15 protein-coding genes are annotated in these 16,786 nt (G+C 67.9%); 13 read left to right on the top strand and 2 right to left on the bottom strand.

Features of this window, described 5'->3' with window-relative positions; all coding sequences use genetic code 11:
• Nucleotides 1-3,020 (bottom strand): filamentous hemagglutinin N-terminal domain-containing protein (locus C7443_RS05465; RefSeq protein ID WP_170123502.1); only part of this gene is annotated, 3,020 nt, incomplete at its 3' end.
• Between the two features lie 119 nt (nt 3,021-3,139).
• A complete protein-coding gene (locus tag C7443_RS05460) occupies nt 3,140-3,370 on the bottom strand; it encodes a hypothetical protein (RefSeq protein ID WP_110017539.1) in 231 nt (76 codons plus the stop codon).
• A 308-nt stretch (nt 3,371-3,678) separates the two neighbouring features.
• Here C7443_RS05460 and C7443_RS05455 point away from each other — a divergent pair, with 308 nt between their 5' ends.
• The 13 genes from C7443_RS05455 (at nt 3,679) to C7443_RS05400 (ending at nt 16,596) form a co-directional block, all read left to right on the top strand.
• Nucleotides 3,679-4,818 carry an alpha/beta fold hydrolase gene (locus C7443_RS05455; protein WP_110017538.1) on the top strand — a complete coding sequence of 380 codons (1,140 nt, stop codon included), beginning with the start codon at nt 3,679-3,681 and terminating at the stop codon, nt 4,816-4,818.
• A gap of 329 nt (nt 4,819-5,147) precedes the next feature.
• Nucleotides 5,148-6,395 (top strand): sarcosine oxidase subunit beta family protein, encoded by a 1,248-nt coding sequence (locus C7443_RS05450; RefSeq protein ID WP_110017537.1) that lies wholly within the window; start codon nt 5,148-5,150, stop codon nt 6,393-6,395.
• A 73-nt stretch (nt 6,396-6,468) separates the two neighbouring features.
• Nucleotides 6,469-6,750 carry a sarcosine oxidase subunit delta gene (locus tag C7443_RS05445; protein ID WP_110017536.1) on the top strand — a complete coding sequence of 94 codons (282 nt, stop codon included), beginning with the start codon at nt 6,469-6,471 and terminating at the stop codon, nt 6,748-6,750.
• Nucleotides 6,747-9,755 (top strand): sarcosine oxidase subunit alpha family protein, encoded by a 3,009-nt coding sequence (locus C7443_RS05440; protein WP_110017535.1) that lies wholly within the window; start codon nt 6,747-6,749, stop codon nt 9,753-9,755. The genes C7443_RS05445 and C7443_RS05440 overlap by 4 nt, the downstream gene beginning before the upstream one ends.
• Nucleotides 9,748-10,335, top strand: coding sequence for a sarcosine oxidase subunit gamma (locus tag C7443_RS05435; protein ID WP_110017534.1), 588 nt, complete (start codon nt 9,748-9,750; stop codon nt 10,333-10,335). The genes C7443_RS05440 and C7443_RS05435 overlap by 8 nt, the downstream gene beginning before the upstream one ends.
• A gap of 591 nt (nt 10,336-10,926) precedes the next feature.
• Nucleotides 10,927-12,198 (top strand): tyrosine-type recombinase/integrase, encoded by a 1,272-nt coding sequence (locus C7443_RS05430; RefSeq protein ID WP_170123501.1) that lies wholly within the window; start codon nt 10,927-10,929, stop codon nt 12,196-12,198.
• Nucleotides 12,195-12,380, top strand: coding sequence for a hypothetical protein (locus C7443_RS19810; RefSeq protein WP_146213236.1), 186 nt, complete (start codon nt 12,195-12,197; stop codon nt 12,378-12,380). The genes C7443_RS05430 and C7443_RS19810 overlap by 4 nt, the downstream gene beginning before the upstream one ends.
• Nucleotides 12,377-12,649, top strand: coding sequence for a type II toxin-antitoxin system MqsA family antitoxin (locus C7443_RS05425; protein ID WP_110017532.1), 273 nt, complete (start codon nt 12,377-12,379; stop codon nt 12,647-12,649). The genes C7443_RS19810 and C7443_RS05425 overlap by 4 nt, the downstream gene beginning before the upstream one ends.
• A gap of 305 nt (nt 12,650-12,954) precedes the next feature.
• Nucleotides 12,955-13,905, top strand: coding sequence for a hypothetical protein (locus C7443_RS05420; RefSeq protein WP_110017531.1), 951 nt, complete (start codon nt 12,955-12,957; stop codon nt 13,903-13,905).
• A 129-nt stretch (nt 13,906-14,034) separates the two neighbouring features.
• Nucleotides 14,035-14,373: a helix-turn-helix transcriptional regulator gene (locus tag C7443_RS05415; RefSeq protein WP_110017530.1), complete on the top strand. Its 339-nt coding sequence runs from the start codon at nt 14,035-14,037 to the stop codon at nt 14,371-14,373.
• Nucleotides 14,374-14,375: 2 nt separating this feature from the next.
• On the top strand, nt 14,376-14,705 hold the full coding sequence (locus tag C7443_RS05410) for a phage protein Gp27 family protein (protein ID WP_110017529.1): 330 nt from the start codon (nt 14,376-14,378) through the stop codon (nt 14,703-14,705).
• Between the two features lie 4 nt (nt 14,706-14,709).
• The gene (locus C7443_RS05405; protein ID WP_110017528.1) at nt 14,710-15,402 is read left to right on the top strand and encodes a hypothetical protein; all 693 of its coding nucleotides are present in this window, start codon (nt 14,710-14,712) and stop codon (nt 15,400-15,402) included.
• Between the two features lie 39 nt (nt 15,403-15,441).
• Nucleotides 15,442-16,596, top strand: coding sequence for a phage major capsid protein (locus tag C7443_RS05400; RefSeq protein ID WP_110017527.1), 1,155 nt, complete (start codon nt 15,442-15,444; stop codon nt 16,594-16,596).
• Nucleotides 16,597-16,786: the final 190 nt, after the last annotated feature.

The following is a 16,786-nucleotide window of genomic DNA, read 5'->3' as shown; positions in this document are numbered from 1 at the left end:
CCGCCGCGCACGCTGAGCGTGTCGGCGTAGACGTCGACGGCGCCGCCGGCGCCGGCGCCGGCGGTGCGTGCCTGCACGCTGGAAGCGCCATCGAGCGTGATCGACGCAAAGTCTAGGCGCACGACGCCCGCCGCGCCGAGGTCGTAGGTCGAGGCGCTGATGCGCGCGCCGTCGCTGAGGCTGAGCGTCGTGCCCTGCAGATTGATGTTGCCGCCGGCGCCGCTGCTTTCGGTGGTGCTGGCGATCTCGCTGCCCGCCCCGCTCAGCGTCAGCGTGCCGGCGTGGATGCTGACGCTGCCGGCCGCGCCGCTGCCGATGACATCGTCGATGCGGTTGCTGCTGCCGAGGCTTGAACCGCCGCGCACGCTGAGCGTGTCGGCGTAGACGTCGACGGCGCCGCCGGCGCCGGCGCCGGCGGTGCGTGCCTGCACGCTGGAAGCGCCATCGAGCGTGATCGACGCAAAGTCTAGGCGCACGACGCCCGCCGCGCCGAGGTCGTAGGTCGAGGCGCTGATGCGCGCGCCGTCGCTGAGGCTGAGCGTCGTGCCCTGCAGATTGATGTTGCCGCCGGCGCCGCTGCTTTCGGTGGTGCTGGCGATCTCGCTGCCCGCCCCGCTCAGCGTCAGCGTGCCGGCGTGGATGCTGACGCTGCCGGCCGCGCCGCTGCCGATGACGCCATCGATGCGGTTGCTGCTGCCGAGGCTTGAGCCGCCGCGCACGCTGAGCGTGTCGGCGTAGACGTCGACGGCGCCGCCGGCGCCGGCGCCGGCGCCGGCGGTACGTGCCTGCACGCTGGAAGCGCCATCGAGCGTGATCGCAGAGAACTCCAGGCGCACGACGCCCGCCGCGCCGAGGTCGTAGGTCGAGGCGCTGATGCGCGCGCCGTCGCTGAGGCTGAGCGTCGTGCCCTGCAGATTGACGTTGCCGCTGGCGCCGTGCGCGACGGTGTCGGTGGCGATCGCCGTTCCTTCGCCATCGAGGGTGATGCGCTCGGACTGCACATCGATGCTGCCGGCTGCGCCGGCGGCACGCGTCGAAGCACTGATCTGTGCGCCTCCGCTCAGGCTCAGTTGCGGCGCCGTGATGTCGATGCGACCGCCATCGCCAGTGGCGTAGGCCTGACTGAAGATGCCGCCACTGTCGATGCTGAGCGACTCACTGGCGACGATGCGGGTGCGTGTCGTCGAACTGCCGCTGGTAGCATAGCTGGAGCTCTCGATGCGCCCGCCATCGTGCACGCTTATCTGCCGTGCCTCGATGTCGACGTCGGTTTCGCCCTCACCGCCATAACTGCCGTAGGTATTCGCCAGGATCGAGCTGTGCTCGCCGATATCGACGGAATCGGCGCGGATGACGATGCCGCCACCGCCATCACCACCACCGAGCTTGGTGGTCGACAGGCTGCTGCTGCCATTCAGCGCCAAGCGTCCGGCGGCAATGTCGATCGTGCCGCCCGCCGTCGTTCCGGTACTGAGGCTCTGCACCAGGCTGTAATTGTTCAGCTGGAGGTCGCCGCTGGCATGCAACCGGATATCACCGCTGGTCGATGACGGCGACGATGACCCCGACGCCAGCAGGTAGCCTTGATCCAGCGTGATGCTGCCGGCATCAACGGCAATATGGCCAGCGCCACGCGTGTCGTTGGTGGCGGTGGCGTCGATCAGGGAGCCGATCGACACCTGCCCGGCGTGCATCTCGACCGAACCACCAGCGTTGGTGGTAATCACCGAACGACTGCCGCTGGTGACGATCTCGCCGTCCCCCGCATCAAAGCGCACGTTACCACCGCGGCCGTCGATCAGCAGGCCATGGCCGCTGGCGATGCGCGAGCGCGCCGCGCTGGGACTGAGCGCCGGCGGACAGCTGACGGGCGAACACACCCAATCGTCGAACAGCGCACTGTAGCTGAGCAACGAGCGAGCATCGACGTACGTATCGTCACCGAGTCGAATCGACGGCGCCGTGACGTCGATGGTGCCGCCATTGCCGTGCAGCACGAAGGTGCCATCCGTGTCGGTAAAGCCGAAGGACTCGGCGAACAGGCCGCTGTAGCTGTCACTCAGCGTGAAACTCTCGCTCGCGCGCACGCGGATCGTGCCGGCATCCCCCGCGACGCGACCGGCATCGAGATAGGCGCCACCGGCAACACTGACGCGCGTACCGGCGATGTCGACCAGACCGCCGGTGTAGCTCGGGCCGGGGCCGTCACCGCGATTGCCGACATGGCTGCCCTCGTCGATGCGGATCTCGCCGCCGCGCAGATAGGCCGCGCCCTCGGGTCCGCCGGCGTTGACCGAGGCCGCACCGAGCAGGCTGATGCCGCCGCCCGCACCGCTCAGGGCGGGCGCGGTGGTACTGAAGGTGAATTCGCCGACGCCGTCGAGACTGCCGAGCTGCACCCGGCCGTCGTCGGCCAGCAGATGGGCGGCGTTGAGCACGACGCCGGCACCGCCGCCGGCTTCATCGGCGCCGACCACGCTCAGCGTCGCGCCGCTGCCCACTTCTAAACGACTGCCGTTGAGCACGACGGCATGCGTCGCCCTGCCGGCAAGGAAACCGAAAGCAGCCGGCTCGGCGCTGCTCAGCACCGGCGCCGTGTCGCTGCCGGCATCGAGGACCGAACCATCGGCGAAGCGCAGCGTATGCGCGCTTGAAGCATGAAACGAACCCTGCACGTCGAGGGCCGCGTTAGGCCCGAAGATGACGCCGGCCGGATTGAGGAAATACAGCGCCGCGCCGGGAATCGACGACGCCAGCGTGCCGTCGATCGACGAGGCGCTGCCACCGGTGACGCGGGCGATGACGTTGCGCACCGAATCCGGCCCGCTGAACTGCGCCCGCTCACCGCTGAGCAGATTGAAGCGGCTGAAGCTGTGAAACAGGTTGCCGCCACGCTGTGCACCGAGACCGGCATTGATGTCGTAGACACCGCCGGACGGCGCCATGGCGCCGCCGGACGGCCCGATGCTGCCGTCGCGCACGACATCAGCCAGTGCCGGCAACGGCAGCAGCAGCAGCACCCAGCACCATGCACGCGGCGAGCGCTCATTCAGGACGGTCCCGTCGGACGGCCGATGCCGCACCGCCCCACGCGTGTCGCCCGTCTGTTGCGCCCGCCCGTGCATGACCCGCCTCCGAATCAGACCGTGACCCTTAGCGGGCTGCCGTCCAGTTTCAGTGTGACGTAACAGGCGGTGTTAGCCGGAATGGTTTCAAGCTTCACACCGGTGTAAGTCGTCACGACACCATTAAGGGTGATGGTGTAGATGCTGGTCGGATTCGGAAACGGCTCGACCTCCACGTAATGCACGCGATTGGCATTCGGCACCGGGAAGGGTGAATCCACTACCTCAATATAAATGGTAGCCATGAGCTCCTCGTCAGTATGGCCATTCGGCCATGTGTCAGCGATTGTCGATGCCAGCGTGTCTATCCCCGCATGCCGGCAGGGACTTATTGCAAATTGCCGCGGAGCCCTCAAGTACGTGGCAGTGCACCGCGTGATGGCCGTCACCCATTTGTCGGGGAACACTCGCCCCGGCGCACGGTCGCTGTCAGGTGCAGCGCACCCTCGCATGCCGTTGCACCGGCACCAACGGCTTTGGCCGTACGCCCACGGCGGGCGCCCGCCCCAAGCCGCAGTGGTGCATCTCCCCCGCTGATACGGAGCCATGCCCCATGGATAAAACCCCCTCGACTGACACCCTCAGTGCCAGTGAAAACAGCCTGCCGCTGTTCTGGCCACTGGCCGGCGTTGCCGCCGCCATCGAAGCCGGTGAAGACCTGGTCGCGCGCAACGCGGCCTTCGCCCTCGAAGCCGAAAAAATCGACTACGACCTGCGGGCCGAATTCGCCACGCCCAACCAGATCCGCCTCGACCTGCACACGCTGCGCCTGCGCGACTTCACCGTGAACGCCGCCGCCGGCGAAATCCCGACGCTGGTCGATGCGCCCTTCGCCGGCCACACCGCGGTGATCGCCGACTACCACCGCGGCCAGAGCCTGGTCGAGACGCTGCTCGGCAACGGCCTGACGCAGGTCTGCGTCACCGACTGGAAGAGCGCGACGCCGGAGATGAAGGACTACGACATCGACCACTACCTGGCCGAGCTCAACGTCTGCATCGACGATCTCGGCGGCAAGGTCAATCTGGTCGGCCTGTGCCAGGGCGGCTGGATGTCGGCGATGCTCGCCGCGCGCTTCCCGCACAAGGTCAACACGCTGGTGCTCGCCGGCGCGCCGATCGACACCGCCGCCGGCGACGGCCCGATCAAGCGCATGGCGCTGGAAACCCCGACCGAGGTCTACGCGCAGCTGGTCGAACTCGGCGGCGGCGTGATGAAGGGCCGCTTCATGCTGCAGGGCTGGAAGAACATGCACCCCGAGCAGCAGTACCTGCGCAAGTACATCGATCTGTGGGAGCACGTCGACGACCCGGCCTACCTGAGCAAGACCGAAACGTTCGAGCGCTGGTACGAGAGCACCGTCGATCTGCCGGGGCGCTGGTACATGCAGGCGATCGTGCAGCTGTTCAAGGAAAACCGCTTCGCCCGCGGCGAGTTCGTCGGCCTCGGCCGCAAGCTCGATCTGCACGACGTGCGCTGCCCGGTCTACCTGCTGGCCGGCGAGAGCGACGACATCACCACCAAGGAGCAGGTATTCGACGCCCGTAAGTACCTCGGCACGCCGCCGGCGCAGATCAGCAGCCAGCTGGTGCCGGGTGGCCACATCGGCCTGTTCATGGGCTCGCACACGCTGCGCGACTACTGGCCGGGCATCGCCCGCTGGATCGCCAGCGGCGGCCAGCCGGCGGCTTGAGCGCCACGCGCGCAGGCACGTCGCATTTCGCTCCTGCGGCGGCGGCCACGGACAGCACCGCGGGTCGCCGCCGGCCTCGATGACGCGCCCCGGCCCGGCCCGGGAGACTCAGCCAAACCGCATGGCAACTGCATCGTGCGACAGCCGCAAGCGCTGGCTGTCGCCCTGCTGCACTGCGCCAGGCCGCCCGCGCGGGCGGGTCGCTCCGGAGCAACCCGGTGTCGTGAATGCACAAGTCCGAAAGGCTTCGCGGCGTAAGCTGGAATCACGGTTTCGCGGTGGACAGCGGCCCGTGTTCCCGCATCGAAGCGATCTCCCCCGAGGACGTCATGAAATTCTCGATCTTCAGCATCGCGCGCAACGCGATGAGCTATCACGAAAACTGGCAGGCGCACTGGCGCAACCCGGAGCCCAAATCCGAGTATGAGGTGATCATCATCGGCGGTGGCGGCCACGGTCTGGCGACTGCCTATTACCTCGCCAAGGAGTGCGGCGTGCGCAGTATCGCCGTGCTCGAACGCAACCGCATCGGCGGCGGCAACTCCTGCCGCAACACCACGATCGTGCGCTCGAACTACCTGTGGGACGAAGCGGCGAACCTGTTCGAGAAGTCCATGCAGCTGTGGGAAGGCCTGTCGCAGGACATCAATTACAACGTGATGTTCAGCCAGCGCGGCGTGCTCAACCTCTGCCACACCCTGCAGGACATGCGTGACGCCGCCCGGCGCGTCAACGCCAACCGCCTCAACGGCATCGACGCCCTGCTGCTCGACGCCCAGCAGGTCAAGGCGCTGGAGCCGCTGATCGACATCTCGCCGAGCGCCCGCTACCCGATCGTCGGCGCGACCTTCCAGCCGCGCGGCGGCAACGCCCGCCATGACGGCGTGGCCTGGGGCTTTGCCCGCGCCGCCGACAGCCGCGGCGTCGACATCATCCAGAACTGCGAAGTCACCGGCATCCGCATCGAAAACGGCATGGTAATCGGCGTCGACACCTCGCGCGGCTTCATCAAGGGGAAGAAGGTCGGCATGGTCGCCGCCGGTCACTCCGGCGTGGTTGCGGCAATGGCCGGCCTGCGCCTGCCGGTGGAAAGCCACCCGCTGCAGGCGCTGGTCTCCGAGCCGCTCAAGCCGTGCATCAACACGGTGGTGATGTCCAACGCCGTGCACGGCTACATCAGCCAGTCCGACAAGGGCGACCTGGTGATCGGCGCCGGCATCGACCAGTACTGCGGCTACGGCCAGCGCGGCAGCTACAACGTCATCGAAGGCACGCTGTCGCCGATCGTCGAGCTGTTCCCGAGCCTGTCGCGCGTGCGCATGAACCGCCAGTGGGGCGGCATCGTCGACGTCACCCCCGACGCCTGCCCGATCGTCGGCACCACGCCGGTGAAGAATCTGTTCATCAACTGCGGCTGGGGCACCGGCGGCTTCAAGGCCACGCCGGGTTCGGGCTGGGTGTTCGCCCACACCATCGCCAAGGGCGAGCCGCACCCGCTGGCCGCACCGTTCGCGCTCGATCGCCACATCAGCGGTGCGCTGATCGACGAGCACGGCGCCTCGGCCGTCGCCCACTGAAACCCTTATCTGTCGCGATCCTTCCTGCATTGCCCGGTCCCGCGCCGGCGGGGCCACGGCAAGGAGTCGAAACATGCTGCTGATCACCTGCCCCTGGTGCGGGCCGCGCGCGGAGAGCGAGTTCTCCTGCGGTGGCGAGGCCCACATCGTCCGCCCGAAGGACCCCGACGCCCTCAGCGACGCCGAGTGGGCCGATTACGTCTTCTACCGCACCAACACCAAGGGCGATCACGCCGAGCAGTGGGTGCACACCTATGGCTGCCGCCGCTGGTTCAACGTCATTCGCAATACCGTGACCTACGAGATCAAAGCTGTTTACAAGCCGGGCGAAACCCCGGCCGGAGGTGAGGCATGAGCGCCCAGGCCAAACGCCTCGACCGGGGCGGGCGCATCGACCGCGCCACGCCGGTCAACTTCACGTTCAACGGCAAGACCTATCAGGGCTGCGCCGGTGACACCGTCGCCTCGGCCCTGCTCGCCAACGGCGTGCACCTGCTGGCGCGCTCCTGGAAGTACCACCGGCCGCGCGGCGTCATCGCCGCCGGTGCCGAGGAGCCGAACGCGCTGCTGCAGCTCGAAACCGGCGCCTACGCGGTGCCCAACGCCCGCGCCACGCAGATCGAGCTCTACGAAGACCTCAAGGCCAGCAGCGTCAACGCCTGGCCGAGCGTCGAGTTCGACGCCATGGCGATCAACGGCTGGTTCGCGCGCATGATCCCGGCCGGCTTCTACTACAAGACCTTCATGTGGCCGAAGTCCTTCTGGACCAAGCACTACGAGCACTACATCCGCAAGGCGGCCGGCTTCGGTGTCGCCCCGGTCGATCACGATCCGAACCGCTATGAAAAGACCAACGCCCACTGCGACGTGCTGGTGGTCGGTGCCGGTCCGGCCGGTCTGGCCGCGGCGCTGGCGGCCGGGCGCAGCGGGGCGCGCGTGATCCTCGCCGACGAGCAGGCGGAGATGGGCGGCAGCCTGCTGGCGAGCACGCAGACCATCGACGGCCAGCCCGCCGCCGAGTGGGTCAGCGCCGCGCTGGCCGAGCTGGCGACGCTGCCGGAAGTGCGCGTGCTGCCGCGTGCCACCGTCTACGGCTACCTCGACCACAATTTCCTGACCATCGCCGAGCGCCTCAACGACCACCTGCCGCTGCGGGCCCGCAGCGCCAACCGCGAGCGGCTGTGGCGGGTGCGTGCCAAGCGCGTGGTGCTCGCCACCGGCGCCCACGAGCGGCCGCTGGTGTTCGGCAACAACGACCTGCCGGGCGTGATGCTGGCCGGCGCGGTGTCGACCTACACCAACCGCTACGCCGTGCGCCTCGGTGACAAGGCGGTGGTGTTCACCAACAACGACAGCGCCTACCAGAGCGCGCTGGATCTGCACGCCGCCGGTGTCAACGTCGTCGCCGTGGTCGATCCGCGCAGCAATCCGCAGGGCGAGCTGCCGCTGGCTGCGCGTGCCGCCGGCATCCGCATCATCGACGCCTCGGTGGTCACCGAAGCGCGCGGCGGCAAGCGCATCAGCGGCGTGCAGGTGATGGGCTTGACCGCCAACGGCGAAGTCGGCGGCAGCGCCCAGGCGCTCGACTGCGACCTGCTGGCGATCTCCGGCGGCTGGAGCCCGGTCATCCACCTGTCCTCGCAGTCCTGCGCCAAGGCGATCTGGAGCGACGAGAAAGCCTGCTTCCTGCCCGGCAAGCCGGTGCAGGCGGAAGTCTCAGTCGGCGCCTGCGCCGGTGAGTTCACGCTCAATGCCGCGCTCGCCGGCGGCCTTGCCGCCGGTGCCCAGGCCGCGCAACTCGCCGACTTCGAGACCGGCGTGCCGGCCACCCCCGAGGTGCGCGACCCGCTCGAACAACCGATGCTGGCGCTGTGGCGCGTGCCCTCGCCGGCCAAGCCGGGCCGCGGCAGCAAGGCCTTCATCGACTTCCAGAACGACGTCGGCGTCTCCGACATCCGCCTGGCCGCGCGCGAGGGCTATCAGTCGATTGAGCACACCAAGCGCTACACCGCGCTCGGCTTCGGCACCGATCAGGGCAAGCTCGGCAACATCAACGGCATGGCGGTGCTCGCCGAGGCGCTGGCACAGACGCTGCCGGAAACCGGCACCACCACCTTCCGCCCGAACTACACGCCGGTGACCTTCGGCACCATCGCCGGCCGCGATCTCGGCGAGCTGTTCGACCCGATCCGCAAGACCGCGCTGCACGGCTGGCACGTCGAGCACGGCGCCAAGTTCGAAGACGTCGGTCAGTGGAAGCGCCCCTGGTACTACCCGCGCCCCGGCGAGGACATGCACGCCGCGGTCAACCGCGAGTGCCTGGCCGCGCGCAACGGCGTGGCGCTGATGGACGCCTCCACCCTCGGCAAGGTCGACATCCAGGGCGAGGACGCCGCCGAGTTCCTCAACCTGATCTACACCAACGCCTGGAAGAAGCTCGGCATCGGCATGGCCCGTTACGGCCTGATGCTCAAGGAAGACGGCATGATCTTCGACGACGGCGTCACCGTGCGCCTCGCCGAGAATCACTTCGTGATGACCACCACCACCGGCGGCGCCGCGCGGGTGATGACCTGGCTGGAGCGCTGGCTGCAGACCGAGTGGCCGCACATGAAGGTGCGTCTGACCTCGGTCACCGACCACTGGGCGACCATCGCCGTGGTCGGCCCGAAGAGCCGCGAAGTGGTCAGCCGCGTCTGCCCGGACATCGACTTCTCCAAGGAAGCCTTCCCGTTCATGGCGCTGCGTGAAGGCACCGCCGCCGGCGTGGCGGCGCGCGTGGTGCGCATCAGCTTCTCCGGTGAGCTGTCCTACGAGATCAACGTCAACGCCAACGCCGCCCGCCAGGTCTGGGACGCGGTGATGGCCGCCGGCGCCGAGTTCGACATCACCCCCTACGGCACCGAGACCATGCACGTGCTGCGTGCCGAAAAGGGCTTCATCATCGTCGGCCAGGACACCGACGGCTCGGTGACGCCGCAGGACTGCGGCATGGGCTGGGCGATCAAGAAGACCGGCGACTTCATCGGCCGCCGTTCCTTCAGCCGCCCCGACACCGCGCGCAGCGACCGCAAGCAGCTGGTCGGCCTGCTCACCAGCGACCCCAACGTGGTGCTGCCGGAAGGCGCGCAGCTGGTTAAAAACCCCAACGCGCCGATCCCCAACCCGATGGAAGGCCACGTCAGCTCCAGCTACTGGTCGGCCAACTGCGGGCGCTCGATCGCCATGGCGCTGGTCAAAGACGGCTTCAAGCGCATGGGCGAAACCCTGCACGCGCCGCTCGGCGACGGCCGCGTCGTCAGCGCGACGATCTGCAAGCCCGTGTTCATCGATCCCGAAGGAGCCCACCAGAATGTCTGAGGCCGTCCGTCTTCAAAGTCCGCTCGTCGGCTTCCAGCTCGACGCCCGTGCCGATGCCGGTGTGATCCTGCGTGAGCGCGCCTTCTGCAGCCACCTCAACCTGCGCGGCGAGCAGAGCGATCCGGCCTTCGCTGCCGCGATCAAACAGGTGCTCGGGCTGGAGGTGCCGTTCACGCCAAACACCACCACCAGCGCCGGCGACCAGACGCTGTACTGGCTCGGCCCCGACGAATGGCTGCTGGTCGCCGCACCGGAGCAGGCCGCGACGCTCGAAGCCGCGCTGCGCAAGGCGCTGGCCGGCCAGTTCGCCTCGGTGGTCGACATCAGCGGCGGCCAGACCGTGGTCGAACTGCGCGGCGGCAACGCCCGCGACGTGCTGGCCAAGGGCTGCCCGCTCGATCTGCACCCGCGCGCCTTCGGCGTCGGCCAGTGCGCACAGAGCCACCTCGCCAAGTGCCCGCTGCTGCTGCGCCCGCTCGCCGACGGCTTCGAAGTCGTCGTCCGCCGCAGCTTCTCGGACTACTTCTTCAGCTGGATCGAAGACGCCGCGCAGGAATACGGCTTCAGCGTTGTGAGCTGACGCACGGCAAGCCCCCCGCGCGCCCGGCACACTGGGCGCGCATCACTTCTGGGATTGCAGCCGGCCGCAAGGCCGGCTTTTTTTATGGCCGCCAGCCGGTTGCGGCAGGCGGGCCGGATGACGAGAGCCAGCCAGCCGCGCAGGGTGCTCCGCCCTCTGCACGGACACCGCAAATTTCCGCTCATCGCCAGGCCGCCAACACCGGGCGCCGCCGCATGCGGTGTCGACACGCGGCACGCATGGGCATCCCGCCCGGCCCGCCATGCGGCCTGCAAACGCCGGCCGGGCGCGGTACATTCCAGCGGCCTCCTCGACAGCGCCACTGACCGGCACGCACCCGAGCCGCAGCCAACCCGTGACCGACGCTCCGCCCAAGCCGATCCGCAAAATCATCCATGTCGATATTGTATGAACTATCGTCCGAGGCCATCCGAGAGCGTCCGTCGATAGTCAGAATTAACCGCTCAAATCGCTGATTCATTGGAAAATAACACGGCGTACCGTCCAGAACCGTCCGAGAAAGGCCGAGGCCAGCCGGCGCGCAAACGGTACATCTGACGGTACATCTACCGGCGCATGTACCGCGATGGAATGAACAAACCGGGCAGCGCGAGGGGGCGCGGAATGGCAGCGAAGCGATTGACCGATGCCGCGGTGCGCGCCTTGAAGCCGAAGGCCGAGCGCTACACGGTCGCCGAGGGCGCAGGCTTCGGGCTGATGGTCTACCCGAACGGGGCGAAGTCCTGGCTGTTGCGCTACACGGCTGCGGACGGCCGGCGCCGGCCGATGATCCTGGGCAGCTATCCGGATATGAGTCTGACCGATGCCCGCGCCGCTGCGGCTGCGGCCCGCGCGCAGCTCGCCGCCGGTGCCGATCCGCTCGACCAACGCCGCGAGACACGCGACGCCACGCGCGCGCAGGCGATCGAACAGCGCCGTGCACCGACGCTCGCCGAGGCCTTCGCCGATTACATGGCCCTGAACGTGCGCCCGCGGCTGCGCCGGCCACAGGCCATCGAGCGCGACATCGGCGCTTACGTGCTGCCCGAACTCGGCACGCTGAAACTGGCCGACCTGCGCCGCGTCGACGTGCTCGTCGTGCTCGATGGCATCCGCGCGCGCGGCGCACTGCATCAAGCCGAGATGGTCCGCTCCCGATTCGCGACCTTCCTCAACTGGTGCGCGGAGCGCGACCTGATCGAAGCGAGTCCGATCGCCGGGCTGAAGCCCTTGCACCGTGCGCCGCCGCGCGAACGAGCGCTGTGCGATGACGAACTGCACACGTTGTGGGGCTGGCTGGCATCCGGTGCCACGTCCGGCAACGTGCGCGACGCGCTGCGCCTTATCCTGCTGACCGGGCAGCGGCCCGGCGAAGTGCTCGGCCTGCCGTGGTCGGAACTCGACCTGCCCGCCCGGCTCTGGTACCTGCCGGCCGCGCGCACCAAGAACGGTCGCGCGCATACCGTGCCGCTCGGCCGGCTCGCGCTCGACATCCTCGAAGCGCGGCGTGCGACGGCACACGGCCCGTTCGTATTCCCCGGTCGCGGCACCGACGGCACCCTGCATGGACAGTCCCTGGCGAACCTGCTGCGCCGCTCGCTGGCCGGATCACCGGCCGCAGGCCTCGCACCGTTCCGGCCGCACGACCTGCGCCGCACCTGCCGCACCGGCCTTGCCCGCCTGGGCGTGGCCGATGAGGTGGGCGAGCGCGTGCTGAACCACCACCGCGGGGGCTTGGTCGCCGTCTACAACCGCCACCGCTACGAGGCCGAAATGCGCGCCGCGCTCGATGCCTGGGACCGGCACCTGTGCCGGCTGATCGGACAGGCGAGCGGGGCGAACGTGGTGCCGCTACACGCATGAACAGCGACCGGGCATCGGTCAGCCATCACGACCGGCTGATGAAAGAACTTCGGAACGATCCCGCGTTTGCTAGCGCATCCCTCGCTGCCGCGCTCGCCGAAGCCGACGAACCCCGCGGGCGTGAAGCCCTGCTACTGGTGCTGCGTCCGCTCGCCGAGGCGCACGGACGGATGCCCACATGAAGCGCCCCTGCCCCGTCTGCCAGTTCGGCACGCTGAATCCCGGCACCGCATCCGCGCTGTTCGAGCGCGGCGGCATGACCCCCGTCATCGAGGCAGCGCCGGCGCTGATCTGCGATACCTGCGGGGAAGTCTGGTGCGACGAGGCCGCGGCCGCTCGGCTGACCGACCAGGCCGAAGCCGCGCTGCAAACCCGTGAGCGCATCGCTCAAGGCGAGGAAGGCACGGTGTCGCTGGCCGAGCTGGAACGCCGTCTTGGTCTGGACGGTTGAGCTGTCCGGCACCGGCGCGACCTGTACCGCTGAACCCTGCCCCGCGCTCTGGCACCGGTGCACCAGCGCCAGCCATGCACACGCGCATCGCCCGCCCCACCCTTGCGGCTCCCGATCGGCCCAGCACGGCGCAGGCTTCGCCGGCGAGCACCGGCACGGGCCGCAAGCCGACCAGGCACAACCCGTCACCGTCCGGGCGCAGCCGCTGCCGTCCATCAGCATCCGGCGCTACCATCATCCGCGCCGGGCCTAGGCTGGCCCCCGAATCCCCGGACCCCTTCACCGGGCCGGCCCGGCGATCCTTGATGAAGGGGATGCTCGAAGGGGCGCGGATGGACTGGACTGACTGCTTGACGTTGCCGGAGCGCGCGCGCGCCGGCCTGCTTGCTGACGTGGATGCGCTGCCCTTGGCTGGCGTTATCGAACTCGCCGAACTGCCAGACCGCGCCAAAACCGAGCGCGTGCTCGCTGTCTTACTCGACGCGCTCTACCGTCCCGATGCCGGCGGCATCGTGTCGGAGGGCGCCTGTTGCGATCTGCTCGAACGCGATCGGTGCGTGACCTGGCTTCCGGCCTATTCCCTCGCCGAGGCCTGCGCCGGTGCGACTCCGGATCATGAGCCTCTGTCCAGCCTTCCGTGTGCGGATCGCGCCATGTACGCGGAACACCTGCTTCGCTGGCTGCAGAATTTGCGTGTTCCGCCGAAGGTCTGGATTGCTCGCAGCACAACCGTCCCCGGCAGTCTGCTGGACGTGGTTGCTATGGCACGGCGCATCGTCGGCTTCGATCCGCACCACATCACGGCGGCAAGCGTGTTCATCGCGCATCCGGCGAAGCCCGGCCCGATCTTCCGCGACAGCCTGCACGCCTGGCTTGATGCGCAGCGCCCGGAAGTGCGCGCTGTGGTTTTTCCGGAAACGGCAGCGATTTGGCAGTGGTTCAGCTCGACGCCATCACGGGAAATTGACGAAAGATCAGAAGTGGCCGCCGAACGCGGCAGGCTTGGAGCCAAAGTAACAAATGCAAAAAATGATTCGCTGCGGGCATTTGCGGAAGAAATCGCGCGGGACTTATGGGGCAACAATTCAGAGACCGACATTCTTAAATTAGGGCAAGTATCAGAAATAATCGTCAGCCGAATTCGCAACGAACGCAAAAGCCACAAACCGCCCGCTGTAAGCACCGTGCGGGAGTGGATCAAGCATCTTGCCCCACTGGCAGCGACCACACCGGGGCGCCCGAAGAACCCGCAGTAATCGCCCGGATTCCTGCCGAAATCCGGGTTTCGGCAGAAACCATAGTTTTTTGCGGGGGCAGGCAATCAAATAATCCGTATCCGTCCAGACGGCGCGCACCTCGCCGCCGTCTACAACCGGAGACGGCCCATGCCCGCATCAGCAGAACGTCATGCCCCACCCGCAAAGCCTGCCGGCAAACGCAAGCCCAAGGCTGCGGGCAAACCAAAGCCCGATGCGCAGGAGCACAAGCGCAGCGCGGCCCCGTCCGGCCTCAAGACCGCCGGCTTCTACCGAATCACCGACCTTGCCAAACCGGACGGCTTGACCGGACTCGGCCGCTCGACGCTTTACGACATGTCGAACGCTGGCACCTTCCCTGCGCCCGTGAAGCTATCGACGCAGGTTTCCGGCTGGCCGGTGCCGGCTGTCAATGCGTGGCTAGCGGCGCGTGGCGCATTGCCGGCAACGTCGGATGCGAGGGTCTGAACATGGCCCGTATTTCGTCCATCGAGCTATTGCCGGATCACCAGCGCGCGCAACTCGAAGCGGAGGCCGCGCGCATGAATTACTGCCAGATTGATCGTTTGGCAGACTGGGCAAAACAACAAGGCATCAAGGTTTCCGGTTCGTCACTGGCTCGCTATTTCAAGAAAAACCGCGCCGTAATAGAGCGAGTTATGCAGGCCTATCCGCAATCTCGGAATTTGCCACGGTCGCCGGAAGTCGTGGCAGCGCTCGCGGAGCTTGGTGTAATGGAATTAAGGCGCGCGGAATTGCTGGCGTTTTTGGCGCAGGCTGTAACTTCTTATTCGGAGTAACCCAATGCACACCACCATCGAACGCATGACCGCCGCTCTCAAGCCGCTGATCTGCACCTTCGCTGCCGGCAACGAACAGGCGCCCGAACAGCGCAGCTACTTCGCACTGCGCGAATCGGTCGCCAAGCTGCGTGCGGCCCTCGCCGGCGAGGCGCTGCGCCGCCAGCAGCTTGAAACACGCATTCAGGAACTCGACGCGCTGCGCATCGAGGCACTGACCGAGCACCGTCTAAGTGCCGAGGACAGCGCCGCGCAGCGTGCGGCCGGGCTCGCCGCCGAACTCGAACCGCTGCGCAGTGCTGCAGCGGATGCCGGCGCAATCGCGGCCGGCATCAATGCCCGCATCACCGCGATGCTGCCCGCACTCGACCAGGCTGCGATGCACGCGCGGCAGGAACTCGGCCGCCACCTCGAACAGCAGTTCGCCGAGTTGGCCGCGCGCTACCAGGCGCAGGCGCCTGAGGTGGCCGACCTTGCGGCGCAGCTCGCCGCCGTGCAGGCGCTGATGGTGCGGTTTCGCTGCGGCAACTCGAACGGCTTCGGCCGCGACATCCGCCTGCCGACGATCACGCCGGACGATGCGCGCGAAGTCCCGCCGCTGGTCGACGGCCGCAGCGCTGAGTTTGACCGCCTCGCCGGCGCCATCGCGAACGAACTCGCCGGCGAGCTGATCGCGGCCGGCTACTCGGCGCGTTGAGCGTTTTCCGTCACTGCAAACGCCTTGCAAGGGAATCCCATGTCCTACGTCCCCGGCACCTATGAAAACCGCCTGAGCGCACGCATGAAGCGCATCACCACCAGTGTTGATGCCGCCGAGAAGGCCGCGCCGATGCTGGCGGCACTGTTCGATCCGAACGACCGCGCCGTGACTTCGCTGCGGGAGTGCTACATCACCCTGACCGGCGATCGGGGGGTGACGGGCCGCGTTGATTGCAGCGACCCGCCCCGGCTGCGTGCGCTGCTGCGCAACCAGGAAGCCGACGGCCGACTGCGCGAAGCCATCGACAGCAGCGCCTGGGCGAACGTGCTCGGCGCTGCCCTGGGCCGGCAACTGGTGCGCGAGTACACCGATGCGCGGCTGGCACGCTTCACCGTCTGGCGTGACCTGGCAACCGTCGTGCCCGTGGACAGCTTCCGCACACAGGAGCGCGTGCGCTGGGGCGGTTACGGAGAACTGCCCGTCGTTTTCGAGGGCGGGGCCTACGCGGCCCTGACCACGCCACCGACCGAAACCGCGACCTACAGTGTCACCAAGCGCGGCGGGCTGGAATCCGTCACGCTGGAGATGGTGCAGAACGACGACGTACACGCGCTGCGCCTGATCCCGAAGCGGCTTGCCGAAGCCGCGGCGCGCACGCTCGGGCATTTCGTGCTCGACTTCCTGCGCCTCAATCTGCCGATCTACGACGGGCAGCCGCTGTTCCACGCGAGCCGCGGCAACCTCGCGAGTGCGCCCCTGTCGGCCGCCGCGATGGCGGCAGCGATCGCCGCCATGCAGAAGCGCACCGCGCCCGGCAACAGCGATGGCGATCCGCTCGGCATCCGCCCGCGCGTGCTGTGGGTGCCGTTCGAGATGGAGGAGGCCGGTTACAACCTGTTCGTGCGCCAGCAGCAGACCGTCGCGCAGTGGCTACACCGGCAGCGGCTCGACGTGCGTGCGGTCTGGTACTGGAACGATGCGAACGACTGGTGCGTGTCGGCCAATCCCGAGCAGTGTCCGACGATCGAAGTCGGCTTCCTGCACGGCGTCGAGGAGCCGGAACTGTTCGTGCAGGACTTGCCAACCGCCGGCAGCCTGTTCGCCTTCGACAAGCTCACGTACAAGATTCGGCACATCTACGGCGGCGCGGTGCTCGACTGGCGCGGGCTGTACAAGTCCATCGCCCCCTGATCCTGCTGCGCGCCGGCGGTCGCGCGCTGGCCGGCGCGTGCCTGCCGAGTGCCGCCTGATGCCTGAATCAAGACCGCACCACCAATTCACCGTTTCCTATCGCAAAGCGATATTGGATAGCCTCATTCAACTGGCCGGCCGCCGCCGCGCCGGGCAGGCTTTCGCCCCGGAGTCTGAAAGCTCCCCAACA

It is taken from the genome of Plasticicumulans acidivorans (genome assembly GCF_003182095.1).
Classification (GTDB): domain Bacteria; phylum Pseudomonadota; class Gammaproteobacteria; order Competibacterales; family Competibacteraceae; genus Plasticicumulans; species Plasticicumulans acidivorans.
The sequence above is the reverse complement of the archived record's forward strand: the minus strand, read 5'-3'. Positions and strand labels throughout refer to the sequence as shown.

Coding starts and splice junctions, on each gene's coding strand:
- C7443_RS05460 (WP_110017539.1), bottom strand. CDS start 3,370: ATGGCTACCATTTATATTGAGGTAGTGGATTCACCCTTCCCGGTGCCG.
- C7443_RS05455 (WP_110017538.1), top strand. CDS start 3,679: ATGGATAAAACCCCCTCGACTGACACCCTCAGTGCCAGTGAAAACAGC.
- C7443_RS05450 (WP_110017537.1), top strand. CDS start 5,148: ATGAAATTCTCGATCTTCAGCATCGCGCGCAACGCGATGAGCTATCAC.
- C7443_RS05445 (WP_110017536.1), top strand. CDS start 6,469: ATGCTGCTGATCACCTGCCCCTGGTGCGGGCCGCGCGCGGAGAGCGAG.
- C7443_RS05440 (WP_110017535.1), top strand. CDS start 6,747: ATGAGCGCCCAGGCCAAACGCCTCGACCGGGGCGGGCGCATCGACCGC.
- C7443_RS05435 (WP_110017534.1), top strand. CDS start 9,748: ATGTCTGAGGCCGTCCGTCTTCAAAGTCCGCTCGTCGGCTTCCAGCTC.
- C7443_RS05430 (WP_170123501.1), top strand. CDS start 10,927: ATGAACAAACCGGGCAGCGCGAGGGGGCGCGGAATGGCAGCGAAGCGA.
- C7443_RS19810 (WP_146213236.1), top strand. CDS start 12,195: ATGAACAGCGACCGGGCATCGGTCAGCCATCACGACCGGCTGATGAAA.
- C7443_RS05425 (WP_110017532.1), top strand. CDS start 12,377: ATGAAGCGCCCCTGCCCCGTCTGCCAGTTCGGCACGCTGAATCCCGGC.
- C7443_RS05420 (WP_110017531.1), top strand. CDS start 12,955: ATGAAGGGGATGCTCGAAGGGGCGCGGATGGACTGGACTGACTGCTTG.
- C7443_RS05415 (WP_110017530.1), top strand. CDS start 14,035: ATGCCCGCATCAGCAGAACGTCATGCCCCACCCGCAAAGCCTGCCGGC.
- C7443_RS05410 (WP_110017529.1), top strand. CDS start 14,376: ATGGCCCGTATTTCGTCCATCGAGCTATTGCCGGATCACCAGCGCGCG.
- C7443_RS05405 (WP_110017528.1), top strand. CDS start 14,710: ATGCACACCACCATCGAACGCATGACCGCCGCTCTCAAGCCGCTGATC.
- C7443_RS05400 (WP_110017527.1), top strand. CDS start 15,442: ATGTCCTACGTCCCCGGCACCTATGAAAACCGCCTGAGCGCACGCATG.